Here is a 20,103-nt window from a genome sequence, read left to right as displayed (position 1 = left end):
ATATGGCAAAAGGTAAATTCGAGCGCACCAAGCCGCATGTGAACATTGGCACGATCGGCCACGTCGATCATGGCAAGACGTCGCTGACGGCGGCGATCACGAAGTATTTTGGCGAATACAAGCGCTATGACCAGATCGACGCGGCGCCGGAAGAGAAGGCGCGCGGCATCACGATTTCGACGGCGCACGTCGAATACGAGACGGCCAACCGCCACTATGCCCACGTTGACTGCCCCGGCCACGCCGACTATGTGAAGAACATGATCACCGGTGCCGCGCAGATGGACGGCGCGATCCTGGTCGTTTCGGCCGCCGACGGCCCGATGCCGCAGACGCGCGAGCACATCCTGCTCGCCCGCCAGGTCGGCGTGCCCTCGATCGTGGTGTTCCTGAACAAGGTCGACCAGGTCGACGACGCCGAGCTGCTCGAGCTGGTCGAGCTCGAGGTTCGCGAGCTCTTGACCAAGAACGAGTTCCCCGGCGACGACATTCCGATCGTCAAGGGCTCGGCGCTTGCCGCGCTGGAAGATTCCAACAAGACCATCGGCGAGGACGCGATCCGCGAACTGATGGCGCAGGTCGACGCCTACATCCCGACGCCGGTGCGTCCGCTGGACAAGCCGTTCCTGATGCCGATCGAGGACGTGTTCTCGATCTCGGGCCGCGGCACGGTTGTGACCGGCCGCGTCGAGCGCGGCGTGGTCAAGGTCGGCGAGGAACTCGAGATCGTCGGCATCCGTCCGACGACCAAGACGACCTGCACGGGCGTCGAGATGTTCCGCAAGCTGCTCGACCAGGGCCAGGCCGGCGACAACATCGGCGCGCTGCTGCGCGGCGTCGACCGTGAAGGCGTCGAGCGCGGCCAGGTTCTGGCCAAGCCGGGTTCGGTGAAGCCGCACAAGAAGTTCGTGGCCGAAGCCTACATCCTGACCAAGGACGAGGGCGGCCGTCACACGCCGTTCTTCACCAACTACCGTCCGCAGTTCTACTTCCGCACCACCGACGTGACCGGCATCGTGACGCTGCCGGCCGGCACCGAGATGGTGATGCCTGGCGACAACATCACGGTCGACGTCGAGCTGATCGTGCCGATCGCCATGGAAGAGAAGCTGCGCTTCGCCATCCGTGAAGGCGGCCGCACCGTCGGTGCCGGCATCGTCGTCACCATCAAAGAATAATCGAAGCCGGCATCCGCCGGATCGACAGGGAAAGGGCGGCCCTCGGGCCGCCCTTTTTTCTTTTCCAATCGCAAAAGCGTCCATTGTTCGTTCTATTGCTTCAAGCCTGTTGCAAGCCTCGGCGCTGCAACTAGTATAGGTTGCATCAAGGGGCTTGCAGGACGTGGTTTCAGGGCGCCGTTTCAACATTCGGGCATGGTGGTCACTGAGGCTGGTCTGCCTGGCGCTGCTTGCCATGGGCAATGCCAGCCTCGCCGCGGCGACGGCCGATTCCGGCCCGACGATGCGTTTTGTTGTGGTGCGCAGCAACGCCGCGGGGTGTGAGCCCAACTGTCCGGAGTGGATTTCGGCGGAAGGCACGATCGAGGCCGGTACGCCGGCGCTGCTCAAGCGCATGCTCAAGCGGCTTGGCGGGCGAAAGCTGCCGATCGTGGTGGATTCGCCAGGCGGCAATGTCGACGCGGCGCTGACGCTCGGCCGGCTGATCCGCAAGAGCGGGCTGGATATCGCCGTCGGCAAGACCTGGTTCGACGGCTGCATGCCGGACGACAAGGATTGCACGGCCAACAAGGGCAGGGATGCCGACTATCTCGGCGAACCCTATGCCAGCGGCGCCATCTGCAATTCCGCCTGTCCGCTGATGTTTGCCGGCGGCGTACGCCGCGTGGTCGGCGAATGGGCGTATCTCGGCGTCCATCAGATCACCACGACCTACATCAAGACGAGACTGCTCTACCGGACCACATACAAGGTGGTGAACGGCAAGAAGAAGGTCATCAACACGAAGGTCGTCAGCCGCAAGAATGCCGGCAGCTACAAGACCTACGAGATGAGCAAGGCGGTGGAGAAAAGGCTGGCCGCCTATTTCCGGGAAATGGGCGTCGGCGAGGGCGTGCTCGTAACGATGAAGAACACGCCGGCCAGTGATATTCATCAGCTGGTCCTGGAAAACATGCTGCGGATGAAACTCGTCACCAGCATGGATTCGGTCGATCTGTTCACCGCCGCCACGATCTGCAAGGCATGGCCGGCGCCGGCGAATTGCCGGGAGGTACCGTCGAACAAGGATGCGACGCCGGCCGCTGCCTTGGCTGCCAAGGCCGAGCCCGCACCTGCGGCAACAGCCAGGCCGGAGATCGTCAAGCGCGACGAGGACATGCGCTTCGTCGTCGTTCGCGGCAGCAATCCGCTCTGCAATCCCGATTGCCCGGAATGGATCTCGGCCGAAGGCACGATCACCGCCTACACGCCGGAGCGGCTGCGTGACATGCTGGATAGCATTGGCGGGCGCAGGCTGCCTCTGGTGGTCAGCTCGCCGGGCGGCGACGTGCTTGGGGCGCTCGCGGCTGGCCGGCTGATCCGCGAGCACAAGCTCGACGTCGCCATTGCCCGGACCGATTTCGTCGGCTGCGATTTGGCGGCGCTGGATTGCGCGGCCGACAGCGAGGCTCGCGCCGGATTGACCGTCGATGCCGACGGCGTGTGCGATTCAGCCTGCGCGATCCTGCTTGCCGGCGGTGTCCGCCGGCTTGTCGGTCCGCGGGCACGGCTCAGCGTGCATTCGCTGGGGATGGAGAAAGAGGTCAAGACCTACCTCGAAGACATGGCGATCGGAAGCGGCTTGCTTACGGCAATACAGTCGTATTCGAGCCATCGCCAGTTTGAGCCGGACATGATGTTGAAGCTCGGGCTGACGACTGGACCGCAATCGGTCGACGCGCTGACCGGCGCCACCATCTGCGGCGTCATACCGAAGCCTGACAACTGCCGCGTGGCACCCTCGCCAAACGCCCAGGCCGAGGCGCCCGCCAAATTGTAGGCGTGAACTGGCCATCGAGGCAGGTTGAGCCGTCTTCGATCTTTCCGCTATCGTCCGCGGCAAGCGACAGGCGAGGATCGATGATGGACGAGGATATTCCGACGCTGTTCGAATGGGCCGGCGGCGCCGAGGTGCTCAGCCGCCTGACGCAAACCTTCTACGACAAGGTGGCGCGCGATCCGATCGTCGGTCCGGTGTTCAGGCACATGTCGCCGGACCATCCCGCCCATGTCGCGGCCTTCATCGGCGAGGTGTTCGGCGGACCGAAGACCTATAGCGAAAAGCATGGCGGCCACCGCGAGATGGTGATGCATCATCTCGGCAAGCACTTGAGCGAGGAACAGCGGCGGCGCTGGATCAACCTTCTCGCCGACGCCGCCGACGAGGTCGGCCTGCCCGACGACCCCGAATTCCGCTCCGCCTTCATGGGCTATGTCGAATGGGGATCGCGGCTGGCGAAGATGAATTCCAATCTCGGCGTGACGTGCGATCCGGAAACGGAGCCGATGCCCGCCTGGGGCTGGGGCGTGCCCGGCGGGCCTTACAAGCCGCCGGCGGGGAAATCGTAGCGGTGGAGCCGCGAAGCACGCTCGTTCGATGGCGGCAATGGCAGGGCCCTGGCATCGAACACCTTGTCCTGAGGCAGGATTCCGGCGGGATATCGGCCGAGTCCGTGGCGATCTCGGCCGACCATGCGCCTTTCGCCGTTCATTACCGCATTTCATGCGACCCTGACTGGCGCGCCAGGGAGGTCGAGGTCGGCATTGTCGGTGGCGGGCGCTTCCGGCTCGAGACCGACGGCATCGGCAACTGGTCGAAGGACGGTGTTGCGATCCGGGACCTGACCGGGGCGCTCGACCCCGATCTCACTGTCACGCCCTTCACCAACACGCTGCCGATCCGCCGGCTGCGGCTGAAGCTTGGCGAAAGCGCCGAGATTGCCGCAGCCTTCATCGAACTCCCGGAACTGACCATCGTCAAAAGCCCGCAGCGCTACACGTGCCTCGACGAAGGCAGACGCTATCTCTACGAGTCGCTGAAGAGTGGCTTCCGGCGGGAAATCGAGGTCGATCAGGAGGGGCTGGTGACCACCTATCCGGATTTCTGGCAAAGGATCTGATCCGGCCGTTGCGACGCGCTCTGCAAGATGCGGAATATCTGCAAATCTCTGCAAAAATGGCGCCACGATGGGATTGCAGGTTGGAGCATCCGAAACGGGCTTGCTACGTGATGCTCATTGCTCATCTGCCATCGGGTTACATTCTGGGGAGTTTCGCGCGCAGACAATGGCGCGAAATGTCCGGCGTCGTGACGGCTGCGATGATCGGCAGTGTGATTCCCGACGTTGACATGCTGTACTTCCACTTCATCGACGGTGGACACATCCACCACCACGCCTACATCACGCACTGGCCATTGTTTTGGGCCGCAACCGGAATATTGAGCCTGTGCGCCGCCAGACTGCTCGGCTGGCCCCGTCCGGCGCTGATCGGCATTTTCATCGCGGGTGCCATGCTGCATATGGTCCTGGACACGGTGGTGTCGCCGATATCGTGGCTGATGCCATTTGATCGGCACGCCTTCGAGTTCGTGGCGGTTCCCGCCACCTATGGCAATTGGGTCGTGAGTTTCGTCCTGCACTGGACTTTCGGGCTCGAACTTCTCATCTGCGCCTGGGCGTTGTGGCTTGTCACTGCGCGATCGGCGGCGCGGATCGCCGCGCCTCAAAAGGGCACTTGAGTTCTCATCCGCTTTATGAAATAGCAGCGCGCGTGTACGGGCATAGCTCAGTTGGTAGAGCGGCGGTCTCCAAAACCGCAGGTCGTAGGTTCGAGCCCTGCTGCCCGTGCCATTTTCCCGAAATGGCCGATTTCAATATCGTCGATGGCCCACCAGGTCCTTGAAAACCCATGGGTGGCTTGCCAAATGGCGATAATTCGGGCATAAGGCGCGCATAGCCGGGACGGAACGACTGGATGGTTCCGAGGCGGCGTTTGGCCATAAAGCGGACACTTGCCACTTGCGTGGATCAAGAATCGGTTTTATGTAGACAGAACAGACACGCGACGCGTGGAGCTGGGAAGCCGGCTTTACGCGTCCGATTTGCATGGGCGAAATGGATGCGCTGATTCGGCGCCGACATGAAGCCCAGGCGGCACGTCCCGGCCTGCGGGATCATCCAGGAGACCCGGCCAACGGGTCTTGAAGACAGAGCGGCATATGGCTTCGAAAACCACAAATCCTTTCACCTTTCTCCAGCAGGTTCGCTCGGAGACCGCCAAGGTGACCTGGCCGTCGCGTCGCGAAACGATGATCTCGACGGTGATGGTCCTGGTTTTCGCGGTCATCGCGATGATCTTTTTCTTCACCGCCGACATAGCCATGGGCTATGCGATCGAGTTCATTCTGGGCCCCGGACGTTAAGTTCGGCGATTACGGAGACGTCGTGAAATGACTGCGCGCTGGTACATTGTCCACGCCTATTCGAACTTCGAGAAGAAGGTCGCCGAGGACATCGAGAACAAGGCCAAGCAGAAGGGCCTGTCCGGCGAGATCGAGCAGATCGTGGTGCCGACCGAGAAGGTCGTGGAGATACGCCGTGGCCGCAAGGTAGACGCTGAGCGCAAGTTCTTCCCGGGCTATGTGCTGTTGAAGGCCAACCTGACCGACGCTGTGTTCTCGCTGGTCAAGAACACGCCGAAGGTGACCGGTTTCCTGGGCGACTCCAAGCCCGTGCCGATCACCGAGACCGAGGCGCAGCGCATCCTGAACCAGGTGCAGGAAGGCGTCGAGCGTCCGAAGCCCTCGGTCACCTTCGAGATCGGCGAGGCGATCCGCGTCTCGGACGGTCCGTTCGCGTCGTTCAACGGTTTCGTCCAGGAAGTGGACGAGGAGCGGGCGCGGCTCAAGGTGGAAGTTTCGATCTTCGGGCGCGCGGTGCCCGTCGATCTGGAATTCGGACAGGTCGAAAAGGGCTGATCCGAATACCCGCGCCGAAAGGCGTCGGGTTGCCCTGCGCCGGTTCGGTGGTGGGGAGGCGGCGCGAAGGTCGCGCGGCCATGAACGGGTGGGAGGCGAACGCGGCTTAGCCGGCCGCGGGAACCGCACCACCAGACTGCAACCGCCGGTGTTTCCCAGAAAGTGGGGCCGGCACGAGAAAAGGCAGGAATAGAGATGGCTAAGAAAGTTGCAGGCCAGCTCAAGCTCCAGGTTGCCGCGGGTTCGGCCACGCCGTCGCCCCCGATCGGCCCGGCGCTTGGTCAGCGCGGCATCAACATCATGGAGTTCTGCAAGGCGTTCAACGCGCAGACCCAGGAACTGGAGAAGGGTTCGCCGATCCCGGTCGTCATCACCTACTACCAGGACAAGTCGTTCACCTTCGTCATGAAGACGCCGCCGGTGAGCTACTTCCTGAAGAAGGCCGCGAACCTGAAGTCGGGCTCGAAGGAGCCGGGCAAGGTCAAGGCCGGCACGATCAGCCGCGACAAGGTGCGCGCGATCGCCGAGCAGAAGATGAAGGACCTGAACGCAAACGACGTCGAAGCGGCCATGCGCATGGTCGAGGGCTCCGCCCGCTCGATGGGCCTGGAAGTGGTGGGCTGAGATCATGGCAAAGATTGCAAAGCGTATCGCCAAGACCCGCGAAGGCATCGATCCGAACAAGTCCTACGCGCTCACTGAAGCGCTGAAACTGCTCAAGGAGCGGTCTTCGGTCAAGTTCGACGAGACCATCGAAGTCGCGATGAATCTCGGCGTCGACCCGCGCCATGCCGACCAGATGGTCCGCGGCGTGGTCAACCTGCCGAACGGCACCGGCCGCTCGGTGCGCGTTGCCGTGTTCGCGCGCGGTGACAAGGCCGAGGAAGCCAAGGCCGCCGGTGCTGACATCGTCGGCGCCGAGGATCTGGTCGACATCGTCCAGAAGGGCACGATCGATTTCGATCGCTGCATCGCGACGCCGGACATGATGCCGCTCGTCGGCCGTCTGGGTAAGGTGCTCGGCCCGCGCGGCATGATGCCGAACCCGAAGGTAGGCACGGTGACCCCCGATGTCGCCGCGGCCGTCAAGGCCTCGAAGGGTGGCGCCGTCGAGTTCCGCGTCGAGAAGGCCGGCATCGTCCAGGCCGGCGTCGGCAAGGTCTCGTTCGACGTCAAGGCGCTGGAAGAGAATGTGCGTGCCTTCGCCGATGCGGTGAACAAGGCCAAGCCGTCCGGCGCCAAGGGCAACTACGTCAAAAAGGTGTCGGTCACCTCGACGATGGGCCCTGGCCTCAAGCTCGACATCGCGACGCTCGCCGCGTCCTGATACGAACCCTTCCGATCGGCCGCTAACCGGCTGATCCGCAAAGAATTCCGGGCCTCCGACTGGTTGGCGGCCCGGTACCGGAAGCCGAAAGGCTTCCGGACATCCTGTCCGAGATTGCAGGCGGCCCAACAGCCTTAATTCATGTGGGCCTGCATGAGACGGGTGAAGACCCGACAAAGGAGCCAAGGCTCCGATGAAAGGTTCGAACCGTGTTTGCCTTTTGTCTGCGCACCGTCGGCTTGCCGTCGGTGTGGCGAAAGGGGGCAGGATCCTCGAGCGTCGTTCGGGAGATCCGTTACTGGATGGCCCGGCCGGCAAAAAGGCAACCCGACGCCTGTCCTCTAAATGGGAATGTTCCCATCGATGGGGCAGGGGTCAACTGGAGATAGGCAGTGGACAGAGCGGAAAAACGCGAACTCGTCACGGGCCTGAATGATGCGTTTTCGAGCGCTGGTTCAGTCGTCGTGGCCCACTACGCCGGTATCACCGTCGCGCAAATGAACGACCTTCGGTCGAAAATGCGCGCCGCCGGTGGCACCGTCAAAGTCGCGAAGAACCGTCTCGCCAAAATCGCTCTTCAGGGCACGGACTCCGCATCGATCATCGACCTGTTCAAGGGACAGACGCTGATCGCCTATTCGGAGGATCCGATTGCGGCGCCGAAGGTCGCGTCCGATTTCGCCAAGGGAAATGACAAGCTCGTCATTCTCGGCGGCGCAATGGGCACCACCTCGCTCAACGCCGACGGTGTGAAGGCACTCGCTACACTTCCGTCGCTCGACGAGCTGCGCGCCAAGCTGGTTGGCATGATCGCCACGCCGGCAACCCGGATCGCCCAGATCGTCAATGCACCCGCGGCTTCGGTCGCGCGCGTCATCGGCGCTTACGCCCGGAAGGACGAGGCGGCATGAGGCCGTTCCTCGCTATCACAAACACACGTTCGAACCTTACGAAGGAATATGCAAATGGCTGATCTCGCAAAGATCGTAGACGACCTTTCGAAGCTGACCGTCCTCGAGGCGGCCGAGCTGTCGAAGCTCCTGGAAGAGAAGTGGGGCGTTTCGGCTGCCGCTCCGGTGGCGGTTGCCGCTGCTGGCGGCGCTGGTGCCGCTGCCGCTGCTCCGGCCGAAGAGAAGACGGAATTCGACGTCGTTCTCGCCGACGCCGGCGCCCAGAAGATCAACGTCATCAAGGAAGTCCGCGCCATCACCGGCCTTGGCCTCAAGGAAGCCAAGGACCTGGTCGAAGCGGCTCCGAAGCCGGTCAAGGAAGGCGTTTCCAAGGCCGACGCCGACAAGTTCAAGGCCCAGCTGGAAGCAGCCGGCGCCAAGGTTGAGCTGAAGTAAGCTTTGGCTGCGGCGGGCGGCCTCGCGCCGCCCGCCACTCCCTTGACGTCAAGGGAGCCACAGAGCGCGAGAAGCACGAGAACCTCTTTCCTGATGGCCGCGAACCGGCCTTCAGGAAACGGGTTTTCTCCCGTTTTAACCGGCTGCCGCCAGGCGGCGGGAAAAACAGATCAGGGGCTGCCGCCGAGGCGGCCCGGAATGCAAGGCGAGCCGCGGCGAGGTTCGTCCCGAGAATCGAGCTAAGGAGCGACGATGGCCCAGACCCAGACTTTCAATGGCCGCAGACGCGTACGCAAGTTCTTCGGAAAGATCCCGGAAGTTGCGGAGATGCCGAACCTGATCGAGGTTCAGAAGGCATCCTATGACCAGTTCCTGATGGTGGACGAGCCGAAGGGCGGCCGTCCCGACGAAGGACTGCAGGCCGTTTTCAAGTCGGTCTTCCCGATCTCCGATTTTTCCGGCTCCTCGATGCTGGAGTTCGTGAAGTACGAGTTCGAAGGACCGAAATTCGACGTTGACGAATGCCGTCAGCGCGACCTGACCTATGCCGCGCCGCTGAAGGTGACGCTGCGCCTCATCGTGTTCGATATCGATGAGGATACCGGCGCGAAGTCGATCAAGGACATCAAGGAACAGGACGTCTACATGGGCGACATGCCGCTCATGACGTCGAACGGCACCTTCATCGTCAACGGCACCGAGCGCGTCATCGTCTCGCAAATGCACCGCTCGCCGGGCGTTTTCTTCGACCACGACAAGGGCAAGTCGCACTCGTCGGGCAAGCTCTTGTTCGCCGCGCGCGTCATCCCCTATCGCGGCTCGTGGCTCGACATCGAGTTCGACAGCAAGGACGTCGTGCACGCCCGCATCGACCGCCGCCGCAAGATTCCGGTGACGTCGCTCTTGATGGCGCTCGGCATGGACGGCGAGGAGATCCTGTCGACCTTCTACAACAAGATCACCTACAAGCGCGCCGGCGACCACTGGCGCATTCCCTTCAACGTCGAGCGCTTCCGCGGCCTCAAGGCCGTCGGCGACTTGGTCGATGCCGATACCGGCGAGATCGTCGTCGAGGCCGGAAAGAAGATCACCGCGCGCCAGGCCCGCCAGCTCGGCGAAAAGGGTCTGAAGGCGATCAAGGCGACCGACGAGGACCTGCTCGGCAACTACCTCGCCGAGGATATCGTCAACTACGCCACCGGCGAGATCTTCCTCGAGGCCGGCGACGAGATCGACGACAAGACGCTGAAGGTGCTGCTCGGCACCGGCGAGGGCGAGATCCAGATCCTCGACATCGACCACGTCAATGTCGGCGCCTATATCCGCAACACGCTCGCCGTCGACAAGAACGAGAGCCGCCAGGACGCGCTGTTCGACATCTACCGTGTCATGCGCCCGGGCGAGCCGCCGACGCTCGAAACTGCCGAAGCCATGTTCAACTCGCTGTTCTTCGACAGCGAGCGCTATGACCTGTCGGCCGTCGGCCGCGTCAAGATGAACATGCGCCTCGAGCTCAAGGCAGAGGACACCGTGCGCGTGCTGCGCAAGGAAGACATCCTGGCCGTGGTCAAGACGCTGGTGGAACTGCGCGACGGCAAGGGCGAGATCGACGACATCGACAATCTCGGCAACCGCCGCGTGCGCTCGGTCGGCGAGCTGATGGAAAACCAGTACCGCGTCGGCCTGCTGCGCATGGAGCGCGCGATCAAGGAACGCATGTCCTCGATCGAGATCGACACGGTGATGCCGCAGGACCTGATCAACGCCAAGCCGGCGGCGGCCGCCGTGCGCGAGTTCTTCGGTTCCTCGCAGCTGTCGCAGTTCATGGACCAGACCAACCCGCTGTCGGAGATCACCCACAAGCGCCGCCTCTCGGCGCTTGGGCCGGGCGGTCTGACCCGCGAGCGCGCCGGCTTCGAGGTGCGCGACGTGCACCCGACGCACTACGGCCGCATCTGCCCGATCGAGACGCCGGAAGGCCCGAATATCGGTCTGATCAACTCGCTGGCGACCTTCGCGCGCGTCAACAAGTACGGCTTCATCGAGAGCCCGTACCGCAAGATCGTCAACGGCAAGCTGACCAACGAGGTCGTCTACCTGTCGGCCATGGAAGAAGCCAAGCACCATGTCGCGCAGGCCAATGCCGAGCTCGACAAGAATGGCGGCTTCGTCGATGAGTTCGTCATCTGCCGCAACGCCGGCGAAGTGATGATGGCGCCGCGCGAGAACGTCGACCTGATGGACGTGTCGCCGAAGCAGATGGTTTCGGTGGCGGCAGCGCTCATCCCGTTCCTCGAGAACGACGACGCCAACCGCGCGCTGATGGGCTCGAACATGCAGCGTCAGGCCGTGCCGCTGGTGCGCGCCGAGGCGCCGTTCGTCGGCACCGGCATGGAGCCGATCGTCGCCCGTGACTCCGGCGCCGCCATCGGCGCCCGCCGCGGCGGCATCGTCGACCAGGTCGACGCGACGCGTATCGTCATCCGCGCCACGGAAGATCTCGATCCCGGCAAGTCGGGCGTCGACATCTACCGGCTGATGAAGTTCCAGCGTTCGAACCAGAACACCTGCATCAACCAGCGTCCGCTGGTGCGCATGGGCGACCGCGTCAACAAGGGCGACATCATCGCCGACGGTCCGTCGACGGAGCTCGGCGATCTGGCGCTCGGCCGCAACGTGCTGGTCGCGTTCATGCCGTGGAACGGCTACAACTACGAGGACTCGATCCTCTTGTCGGAGCGCATCGTCGCCGACGACGTCTTCACCTCGATCCATATCGAGGAGTTCGAGGTCATGGCGCGCGATACCAAGCTCGGGCCGGAGGAAATCACGCGCGACATTCCGAACGTCTCGGAAGAAGCGCTGAAGAACCTCGACGAAGCCGGCATCGTCTACATCGGCGCCGAAGTGCAGCCGGGCGACATCCTGGTCGGCAAGATCACGCCGAAGGGTGAAAGCCCGATGACGCCGGAAGAGAAGCTTCTGCGCGCCATCTTCGGCGAAAAGGCCTCCGACGTGCGCGATACCTCCATGCGCATGCCTCCGGGCACCTTCGGCACGGTCGTCGAAGTGCGCGTCTTCAACCGCCACGGCGTGGAGAAGGACGAGCGCGCCATGGCGATCGAGCGCGAGGAGATCGAACGCCTGGCCAAGGACCGCGACGACGAGCAGGCGATCCTCGACCGCAACGTCTATTCGCGCCTGTCCGACATGCTGGTCGGCAAGGATGCGATTGCCGGACCGAAGGGCTTCAAGAAGGGCTCGAAGCTGGCGAAGGATACGCTGGACGACTATCCGCGCTCGCAGTGGTGGCAGTTCGCGGTGGAGAACGAAAAGCTCCAAAGCGAACTGGAAGCCCTGCGCGGCCAGTACGACGATTCCAAGAAGGCGCTGGAACAGCGCTTCATGGACAAGGTCGAGAAGGTGCAGCGCGGCGACGAAATGCCTCCGGGCGTCATGAAGATGGTCAAGGTCTTCGTGGCCGTGAAGCGCAAGATGCAGCCGGGCGACAAGATGGCCGGCCGGCACGGCAACAAGGGTGTCGTGTCGCGCATCGTTCCGGTCGAGGACATGCCTTTCCTCGAGGACGGCACGCATGCCGATATCGTGCTCAACCCGCTGGGTGTGCCGAGCCGCATGAACGTCGGCCAGATCCTGGAAACGCATCTGGGCTGGGCCTGCGCCGGCATGGGCAGGAAGATCGGCGAACTGATCGAGGCGTACAAGGCGGGCGGCGACATCAAGCCGCTGCGCAAGACGATCGAGAGCTTCATGCCGGCCAATGACCGCAACGAGCCGGTCCGCGAGTACGACGACGAAAGCATCATTCGCCTCGGCGAGCAGATGCGCCGCGGCGTCTCCATCGCGACCCCGGTGTTCGACGGCGCGCATGAGGGCGACATCAACATCATGCTGGAGCAGGCGGGCCTGCACACCAGCGGTCAGTCGCAGCTCTATGACGGACGCACCGGCGAGCCGTTCGATCGCAAGGTGACGATGGGCTATATCTATATGCTCAAGCTTCACCACCTGGTGGACGACAAGATCCACGCGCGTTCGATCGGCCCGTACTCGCTGGTCACCCAGCAGCCGCTGGGCGGCAAGGCGCAGTTCGGCGGCCAGCGCTTCGGCGAAATGGAGGTCTGGGCGCTCGAAGCGTACGGCGCCGCCTACACGCTGCAGGAGATGCTGACGGTGAAGTCGGACGACGTCGCCGGACGCACCAAGGTCTACGAAGCTATCGTCCGTGGCGACGACACGTTCGAGGCTGGCATTCCCGAGAGCTTCAACGTTCTCGTCAAGGAAATGCGGTCCCTCGGCCTCAATGTCGAGCTGGAGAACACCAAGCTCGACGACGCTCCGGTGCGGCTGCCCGATGCTGCCGAATAGGGGCGCAGCCGAATAAGGCAACGGCGCGCCGCGCTAGATCGCGGCGCGCCAATCAAATTCCTCGGCCGGTGGGCCGACCACTCAGCGGGCATTCGGCCCGCGTCAGATGCAAGGGGTTTTCGAGGACCCCGAAAAGGAGAACGGCATGAACCAAGAGGTCATGAATCTCTTCAATCCCCAGGCGCCGGCGCAGGTGTTCGATTCCATCCGGATTTCGCTCGCCAGCCCTGAGAAGATTCTGTCCTGGTCGTTCGGCGAGATCAAGAAGCCGGAGACCATCAACTACCGCACCTTCAAGCCGGAGCGTGACGGCCTGTTCTGCGCGCGCATTTTCGGACCGATCAAGGACTACGAGTGCCTGTGCGGCAAGTACAAGCGTATGAAGTACAAGGGCGTCATCTGCGAGAAGTGCGGCGTCGAAGTCACGCTGTCGCGGGTGCGGCGCGAGCGCATGGGCCATATCGAGCTCGCCGCGCCGGTCGCCCATATCTGGTTCCTGAAGTCGCTGCCGTCGCGCATCGGCACGCTGCTCGACATGACGCTGAAGGACATCGAGCGCGTCCTCTACTTCGAGAACTACATCGTCACCGAGCCCGGCCTCACCGCGCTGAAGGAGCACCAGCTGCTCAGCGAGGAAGAGTACATGCTGGCCGTCGATGAGTATGGCGAGGATTCGTTCACCGCCATGATCGGCGCCGAGGCCATTCACGACCTCCTGGCCGGCATGGACCTGGAGAAGATCGCCGGCGACCTGCGTTCGGAACTGGCTTCGACCACCTCCGAGCTGAAGCAGAAGAAGTATCTGAAGCGGCTCAAGGTCGTCGAGAACTTCATGGAGTCCGGCAACCGTCCGGAATGGATGATCATGAAGGTGGTGCCGGTGATCCCGCCGGACCTGCGCCCGCTCGTCCCGCTCGACGGCGGCCGTTTCGCCACGTCCGACCTCAACGACCTCTATCGCCGCGTCATCAACCGCAACAACCGCCTGAAGCGGCTGATCGAGCTGCGCGCGCCCGGCATCATCGTGCGCAATGAAAAGCGCATGCTGCAGGAAGCGGTCGACGCCCTGTTCGACAACGGCCGTCGCGGCCGCGTCATCACCGGCGCCAACAAGCGTCCGCTGAAGTCGCTGTCCGACATGCTGAAGGGCAAGCAGGGCCGGTTCCGCCAGAACCTGCTCGGCAAGCGCGTCGACTATTCCGGCCGCTCGGTCATCGTGACCGGTCCGGAGCTCAAGCTGCACCAGTGCGGCCTGCCGAAGAAGATGGCGCTCGAGCTGTTCAAGCCCTTCATCTACGCCCGCCTCGACGCCAAGGGTTTCTCCTCGACCGTCAAGCAGGCCAAGAAGCTGGTCGAGAAGGAGCGTCCGGAGGTCTGGGATATCCTGGACGAGGTCATCCGCGAGCACCCGGTGCTGTTGAACCGCGCGCCGACGCTGCACCGCCTCGGCATCCAGGCGTTCGAGCCGATCCTGATCGAAGGCAAGGCGATACAGCTGCATCCGCTGGTCTGCACGGCCTTCAACGCCGACTTCGACGGCGACCAGATGGCCGTCCACGTGCCGCTGTCGCTGGAAGCGCAGCTCGAAGCCCGCGTGCTGATGATGTCGACCAACAACATCCTGCACCCGGCTTCCGGCGCGCCGATCATCGTGCCGTCGCAGGACATGGTTCTCGGTCTCTACTATCTCTCGATCGTCAACCAGAACGAGCCGGGCGAGGGCATGGTGTTCGCCGACATGGGCGAGCTGCAGCATGCGCTCGAGACCAAGGCGGTGACGCTGCACGCCAAGATCAAGGGCCGCTTCCGCTCGGTCGACGCCGAAGGCAATGTCGTGTCGAAGATCTACGACACCACCCCTGGCCGCATGATCATCGGCGAGCTGCTGCCGAAGAACGTCAACGTGCCTTACGAGACCGCCAACCAGGAGATGACCAAGAAGAACATCTCCAAGATGATCGACACCGTCTACCGCCATTGCGGTCAGAAGGAGACGGTTATCTTCTGCGACCGCATCATGGCGCTCGGCTTCGCGCATGCCTGCCGTGCCGGCATTTCGTTCGGCAAGGACGACATGCTGATCCCGGACACCAAGATCAAGCTGGTGTCCGAGACCGAGGCTTTGGCCAAGGAATACGAGCAGCAGTACAATGACGGCCTGATCACCCAGGGCGAGAAGTACAACAAGGTCGTCGACGCCTGGGCCAAGTGCTCGGAAAAGGTCGCCGACGAGATGATGGCCCGCATCAAGGCCGTCGAGTTCGAGGACAACGGCCGTCAGAAGCCGATGAACTCGATCTACATGATGTCGCATTCGGGTGCGCGTGGTTCGCCCACCCAGATGCGTCAGCTCGCCGGCATGCGCGGCCTGATGGCCAAGCCGTCGGGTGAAATCATCGAGACGCCGATCATCTCGAACTTCAAGGAAGGCCTCACCGTGCTCGAGTACTTCAACTCGACCCACGGCGCCCGCAAGGGTCTGGCCGACACCGCTCTGAAGACGGCGAACTCGGGTTACCTCACCCGTCGTCTTGTCGACGTGGCGCAGGACTGCATCGTCAACTCGCTCGACTGCGGCACCGACAAGGGCCTCACCATGCAGCCGATCGTCGATGCCGGCCAGATCGTCGCCTCGATCGGCCAGCGTGTTCTCGGCCGCACGTCGCTCGACGACATCAACCATCCGGTGTCGGGCGAGGTTCTGGTCAAGGCCGGAACGCTGATGGACGAACGCGACGTCGAACAGATCGAAAAGGCCGGCGTCCAGTCGGTGCGCATCCGCTCGGCGCTGACCTGCGAGGTCAGGACCGGCGTCTGCGCGGTCTGCTACGGTCGCGACCTCGCCCGCGGCACGCCTGTCAACCAGGGCGAAGCCGTCGGCGTCATCGCGGCGCAGTCGATCGGCGAGCCGGGCACCCAGCTCACCATGCGTACCTTCCACATGGGCGGTACGGCGCAGGTGGTGGACTCCTCGTTCCTCGAAGCCTCGTATGAGGGCAAGGTCGAGATCCGCAACCGCAACGTGGTGCGCAACTCGGACGGCCAGCAGATGGTCATGGGCCGCAACATGGCGGTGCTGATCCTCGACGAGACCGGCAAGGAACGCGCCACGCACCGCGTCACGTATGGTTCGCGCATTTTCGTGGACGATGGCGACAAGGTGAAGCGCGGCCAGCGCATCGCCGAGTGGGATCCCTACACCCGCCCGATCCTCACCGAAATCGAGGGCAAGGTGCAGTTCGAGGATCTGGTCGACGGCATTTCCGTGCAGGAAACGGCCGACGAATCGACCGGCATCACCAAGCGCGAGGTCATCGACTGGCGCTCGACGCCGCGCGGCAACGACCTGAAGCCGGCGATCGTCGTGCATGACGCCAAGGGCAAGGTCGGCAAGCTGTCGAAGGGCGGCGATGCCCGCTTCCTGCTCTCGGTCGAGGCCATCCTCTCGGTCGAGCCGGGCGCGCATGTCCGTCCCGGCGACGTGCTGGCGCGTATCCCGATGGAAAGCGCCAAGACCAAGGACATCACCGGCGGTCTGCCGCGTGTTGCCGAGCTGTTCGAGGCACGTCGTCCGAAGGATCACGCCATCATCGCCGAGATCGACGGCACGGTCCGCTTCGGCCGCGACTACAAGAACAAGCGCCGCATCATCATCGAGCCGCATGACTCGACGCTCGAGCCGGTCGAATACCTGATCCCGAAGGGCAAGCCGTTCCATCTGCAGGACGGCGACGTCATCGAGAAGGGCGACTACATCCTCGACGGCAATCCGGCGCCGCACGACATCCTGGCGATCAAGGGCGTGGAGGCGCTTGCGTCCTACCTCGTCAACGAGATCCAGGAGGTCTACCGCCTGCAGGGCGTGTCGATCAACGACAAGCACATCGAGGTGATCGTTCGCCAGATGCTGCAGAAGGTCGAGATCACCACGCAGGGCGACTCGACCTACATTCCGGGCGACCACGTCGACGTGATCGAGCTGGAAGAGGTCAACGAGCGGCTGATCGAGGACGGCAAGAAGCCGGCCGAAGGCCAGCCGGTGCTGCTCGGCATCACCAAGGCCTCGCTGCAGACGCCGTCCTTCATCTCGGCCGCCTCCTTCCAGGAGACGACGAGGGTGCTGACCGAAGCGGCGGTTGCCGGCAAGACCGACATGCTGCAGGGCCTGAAGGAAAACGTCATCGTCGGCCGGCTGATCCCGGCCGGCACGGGCGGCACGATGAGCCAGATCCGGCGCATCGCCACCTCGCGCGACGAGCTGATCATCGACGAGCGTCGCAAGGCGTCTGGCGTCGAGGTCGCCGAGCCGATGCTGACCGACATGGTCACCGCCGCGCAGTAAGCGCGGGACGACAAGAGAAGAAGGAAAGGGGCCCGCGTGGCCCCTTTCGCGTTTTCAGAGCCACGAGGAACCATCATGAGCAAGAAGACCTGGACGGCCGTCGACGACTACATCGTTTCCTCGCTGTTCGCGGCGGATCCCGTGCTTGACGCAGTGCTCGCGGCCAATCGCGATCAGGGCCTGCCGGCGATCGACGTCTCGGCCGCGCAAGGCAAGCTGCTGTCGCTGCTGGTGCGCATCCGCGGCGCGAGAAGGGTGCTGGAAATCGGAACCCTTGGCGGCTACTCGACCATCTGGATGGCGCGGGGACTGCCCGCCGATGGAAAGGTCGTGACGCTGGAGCTCGATGCGCACCATGCCAGGGTCGCACGCTCGAATTTCGAGCGGGCAGGGGTGTCAGACCGGATCGATCTGCGCATCGGTCCGGCGCTTCAATCGCTCGCCGTGCTGAGTGGCGAAAACGCGGGTCTGTTCGATCTGGTCTTCATCGACGCTGACAAGCCGAACAATCCGAATTATCTCGACTGGGCCATGAAGCTGTCACGGCCTGGAACGGTCATCGTCTGCGACAACGTCATTCGTGACGGAGCGGTAGTGGACGAAGATGGCGGCGACGCCAATGTCGAAGGCGCACGCGCGGCGTTCTCGTTCATCGGCGGCGACAAGCGGCTCGACGGCACGGCCATCCAGACCGTCGGCGCCAAGGGCTATGACGGCTTTGCGATAGCGATCGTCGAGTGACATTACACCGTGAATGATGATGATCAGACCAACTTGGTCGTGCTCACTTTGTCATCGGCTGTTCATTTGACGACCGGCTTCCCCCAATCCGTCGCTGCTTCGCAGCGCCACCTTTCCCCCTCCGGAGGGAAAGGAAGGCGCGTTGGACGAGCGTCGGCGGCAATAGGCTCGCGCCCTTCCTCTCCCCCGTCGATCGGGGGAGAGGTGGCTCGGCGTAGCCGAGACGGAGGAGCGTGCATTCCAGCCAGGTCCGCGAGCCAATCGCATGCACAAATCAGTCCAAGAACGCCTCGACGACGTTGCGCTTCCCGAGCATGAAAGCGTCGGCGACATGTTGCAGGGGCGCCAGGTCGACGTCGGAGACGCCGGCGCGCACGATCTCGGCGAAGCGCCTGTAGAGCATCGGATATTCTGCTTCCGGCTCGTCATGGACGACTTTGCCATCGATGGCGAGCTTCGCGCTCCCGCCCGAAAGCACCATCTTGCCCTTGTCCGTCTCGGCCACGATGTCCCAGCTTTGCGGGCCGGTCTGCAGCCAGTCGAGCTCCATCGTCACCGGCACTCCGTTCGAGGTGCGGAAGGCGACATGCGCGGCAACGGGGGAGGCGCGATTCTCCGGAAAATCGAGAGCCGCCGAGGTGATGAACATCGCCGGCAGGATGTGTGTGGCGATTGACAGCGCATTGATACCCGGATCGAAGACGCCGAAGCCTCCCGGCGCCCAGATCCATTCCTGGTTCGGGTGCCAGCGGCGCACATCTTCCTTCCAGATGATGGCGGCGGAACTGATCCTGGCCGAGGCCAGGAATGCGCGCCCGGCCTCGACCGCCGGCGCATAGCGTGAGTGCCAGCTGGCGAAGAGAGAAACGCCATGCTTGCCGGCAATTCGCTTCAGGTCCTCGACCTCGCTGACGGTGGCGCCCGGCGGCTTTTCCAGGAAGACATGCTTGCCGGCTTCGAGCGCTGCGCGCGCGGCGTCATAGCGGAACTGCGGCGGCATGCAGAGCGAAACGGCCTCGAGGTCCGGCACGGCGTCGAGCATTGCCTCGATTGTCGGAAAGTTCGGGATGCCGTCGACCTTGCCGTGCCGGCTGGCGGCGGCGACGAGCTGGTAGTCGCTGTCCTTCGCCAGAGCCGGAAGATGCTGGTCGCGGACGATCTTCCCGACGCCGACGATGCCGAGCTTGATGGGACCTTTGTTCGAGGGCATGGGAACTCCGAGGATTTGGAAAGGTGGGTGTTTCTACGCAGGGAAGCGATGCGGGGCAAGCCGACGCCTGCGAGTCGTGGGCCCCTCCAAGCTCAACGCTGATTCAGATCGGCTCGTCGAACGTGATGATCGACACTTCGCCTTCGAGCGCGCCCTGGTAGGCCGACAGATGCGGCTCGTCGTCGGGCGCGCCGTCCATGTCGCCGATCTGATCGAGCTCGGCCTCGGCATAGCCTTCCGCGGCGAGCGAATCGAGCGCCTTGCGCACCGCCGAATCGTCGTCGGGCGCCACAAGCATCACATGGACGCCTTCCGGCTTGCCGCCTTTCTTCTTCCAGACACGGCCGGTGATGATGGTGACCGGGCGTTCCTCATTGTCGTTCACGGGCTGATTCCTCTCGGCAAAGGGCGGGCGAGGGCGTTTCTGCTGCTCATGCCGCCTTTTGGCATGAAGCATGGGCTGGCGACAGCCAAAAGCCGGTCACTTTCTTCTTCGCGCTTGCAAAAAGACGCAAGAAAATTACATGCGTTTTTCGCATGGCTGCCAAGCCCCGGTTCGCGCGCAATATTTGCCAGCGCGGGGTTGACGGTTCGAAGGGTTGCGAGTAGAAGCCGCCCAGTCAGAACCGATGTGAGGCTTTCCTTTTCGAGGCGACACGCCTTGGAGTTTGCCTCAAACAGGGTTCGTTTTACGAGCGAAAAGACATTTCCGGCGCGCATGAAGCGGTTTCCGCTTCCTCTGCTATTTGTTCGGGCAAGACCGCGAGGCGCG

The 20,103-nt window shown here is 63.3% G+C and carries 17 protein-coding genes and 1 tRNA gene; 15 read left to right on the top strand and 3 right to left on the bottom strand.

Translation table 11 applies throughout. The features are described from left to right. The first annotated feature begins 2 nt into the window (after positions 1-2). The 15 genes from tuf (at position 3) to EN846_RS17805 (ending at position 18,121) form a co-directional block, all read left to right on the top strand. Complete coding sequence (gene tuf / locus EN846_RS17875) at positions 3-1,178, top strand: elongation factor Tu (RefSeq protein WP_095805843.1); 1,176 nt, start codon at positions 3-5, stop codon at positions 1,176-1,178. 163 nt (positions 1,179-1,341) lie between these two features. Next, positions 1,342-2,997, top strand: a complete 1,656-nt coding sequence (locus EN846_RS17870; RefSeq protein ID WP_128347107.1) for a hypothetical protein — start codon at positions 1,342-1,344, stop codon at positions 2,995-2,997. A gap of 83 nt (positions 2,998-3,080) precedes the next feature. Continuing rightward, the gene (locus EN846_RS17865; protein WP_135858476.1) at positions 3,081-3,566 is read left to right on the top strand and encodes a group II truncated hemoglobin; all 486 of its coding nucleotides are present in this window, start codon (positions 3,081-3,083) and stop codon (positions 3,564-3,566) included. Between the two features lie 2 nt (positions 3,567-3,568). Further along, complete coding sequence (locus EN846_RS17860; protein ID WP_127393716.1) at positions 3,569-4,117, top strand: putative glycolipid-binding domain-containing protein; 549 nt, start codon at positions 3,569-3,571, stop codon at positions 4,115-4,117. Between the two features lie 80 nt (positions 4,118-4,197). Then, complete coding sequence (locus EN846_RS17855) at positions 4,198-4,737, top strand: metal-dependent hydrolase (RefSeq protein WP_348630825.1); 540 nt, start codon at positions 4,198-4,200, stop codon at positions 4,735-4,737. A 36-nt stretch (positions 4,738-4,773) separates the two neighbouring features. Continuing rightward, a tRNA-Trp gene (locus tag EN846_RS17850) sits at positions 4,774-4,849 on the top strand. A 368-nt stretch (positions 4,850-5,217) separates the two neighbouring features. After that, positions 5,218-5,421 carry a preprotein translocase subunit SecE gene (gene secE / locus EN846_RS17845; protein WP_135913926.1) on the top strand — a complete coding sequence of 68 codons (204 nt, stop codon included), beginning with the start codon at positions 5,218-5,220 and terminating at the stop codon, positions 5,419-5,421. 27 nt (positions 5,422-5,448) lie between these two features. Next, positions 5,449-5,976, top strand: a complete 528-nt coding sequence (gene nusG, locus EN846_RS17840) for a transcription termination/antitermination protein NusG (RefSeq protein WP_059189556.1) — start codon at positions 5,449-5,451, stop codon at positions 5,974-5,976. Between the two features lie 195 nt (positions 5,977-6,171). Next, positions 6,172-6,600, top strand: a complete 429-nt coding sequence (rplK, locus tag EN846_RS17835) for a 50S ribosomal protein L11 (RefSeq protein ID WP_095765524.1) — start codon at positions 6,172-6,174, stop codon at positions 6,598-6,600. Between the two features lie 4 nt (positions 6,601-6,604). Beyond that, positions 6,605-7,303, top strand: coding sequence for a 50S ribosomal protein L1 (rplA, locus tag EN846_RS17830; protein WP_127286435.1), 699 nt, complete (start codon positions 6,605-6,607; stop codon positions 7,301-7,303). A gap of 392 nt (positions 7,304-7,695) precedes the next feature. Beyond that, positions 7,696-8,214, top strand: a complete 519-nt coding sequence (gene rplJ / locus EN846_RS17825) for a 50S ribosomal protein L10 (RefSeq protein ID WP_127286434.1) — start codon at positions 7,696-7,698, stop codon at positions 8,212-8,214. A 54-nt stretch (positions 8,215-8,268) separates the two neighbouring features. Further along, positions 8,269-8,649 (top strand): 50S ribosomal protein L7/L12, encoded by a 381-nt coding sequence (rplL, locus tag EN846_RS17820; RefSeq protein ID WP_059189560.1) that lies wholly within the window; start codon positions 8,269-8,271, stop codon positions 8,647-8,649. A 252-nt stretch (positions 8,650-8,901) separates the two neighbouring features. Continuing rightward, the gene (gene rpoB, locus EN846_RS17815; protein ID WP_135858412.1) at positions 8,902-13,038 is read left to right on the top strand and encodes a DNA-directed RNA polymerase subunit beta; all 4,137 of its coding nucleotides are present in this window, start codon (positions 8,902-8,904) and stop codon (positions 13,036-13,038) included. Positions 13,039-13,183: 145 nt separating this feature from the next. Beyond that, positions 13,184-17,380, top strand: a complete 4,197-nt coding sequence (gene rpoC / locus EN846_RS17810; RefSeq protein WP_127310835.1) for a DNA-directed RNA polymerase subunit beta' — start codon at positions 13,184-13,186, stop codon at positions 17,378-17,380. Positions 17,381-17,455: 75 nt separating this feature from the next. Next, positions 17,456-18,121, top strand: a complete 666-nt coding sequence (locus EN846_RS17805) for an O-methyltransferase (protein WP_127310836.1) — start codon at positions 17,456-17,458, stop codon at positions 18,119-18,121. A gap of 274 nt (positions 18,122-18,395) precedes the next feature. On the opposite strand, the gene EN846_RS17800 is transcribed toward EN846_RS17805, so the two are convergent. The 3 genes from EN846_RS17800 to EN846_RS17790 form a co-directional block, all read right to left on the bottom strand. After that, positions 18,396-19,331 (bottom strand): Gfo/Idh/MocA family oxidoreductase, encoded by a 936-nt coding sequence (locus EN846_RS17800; protein WP_135913924.1) that lies wholly within the window; start codon positions 19,329-19,331, stop codon positions 18,396-18,398. 103 nt (positions 19,332-19,434) lie between these two features. After that, positions 19,435-19,716, bottom strand: a complete 282-nt coding sequence (locus EN846_RS17795) for a transcriptional regulator (protein ID WP_126054430.1) — start codon at positions 19,714-19,716, stop codon at positions 19,435-19,437. Next, positions 19,713-20,051 (bottom strand): hypothetical protein, encoded by a 339-nt coding sequence (locus EN846_RS17790; protein WP_127284731.1) that lies wholly within the window; start codon positions 20,049-20,051, stop codon positions 19,713-19,715. Before EN846_RS17790 ends, EN846_RS17795 begins: the two co-directional genes overlap by 4 nt. Between the last annotated feature and the right edge of the window lie 52 nt (positions 20,052-20,103).

It is taken from the genome of Mesorhizobium sp. M4B.F.Ca.ET.203.01.1.1 (assembly GCF_004791025.1).
Classification (GTDB): domain Bacteria; phylum Pseudomonadota; class Alphaproteobacteria; order Rhizobiales; family Rhizobiaceae; genus Mesorhizobium; species Mesorhizobium abyssinicae.
The sequence above is the reverse complement of the archived record's forward strand: the minus strand, read 5'-3'. Positions and strand labels throughout refer to the sequence as shown.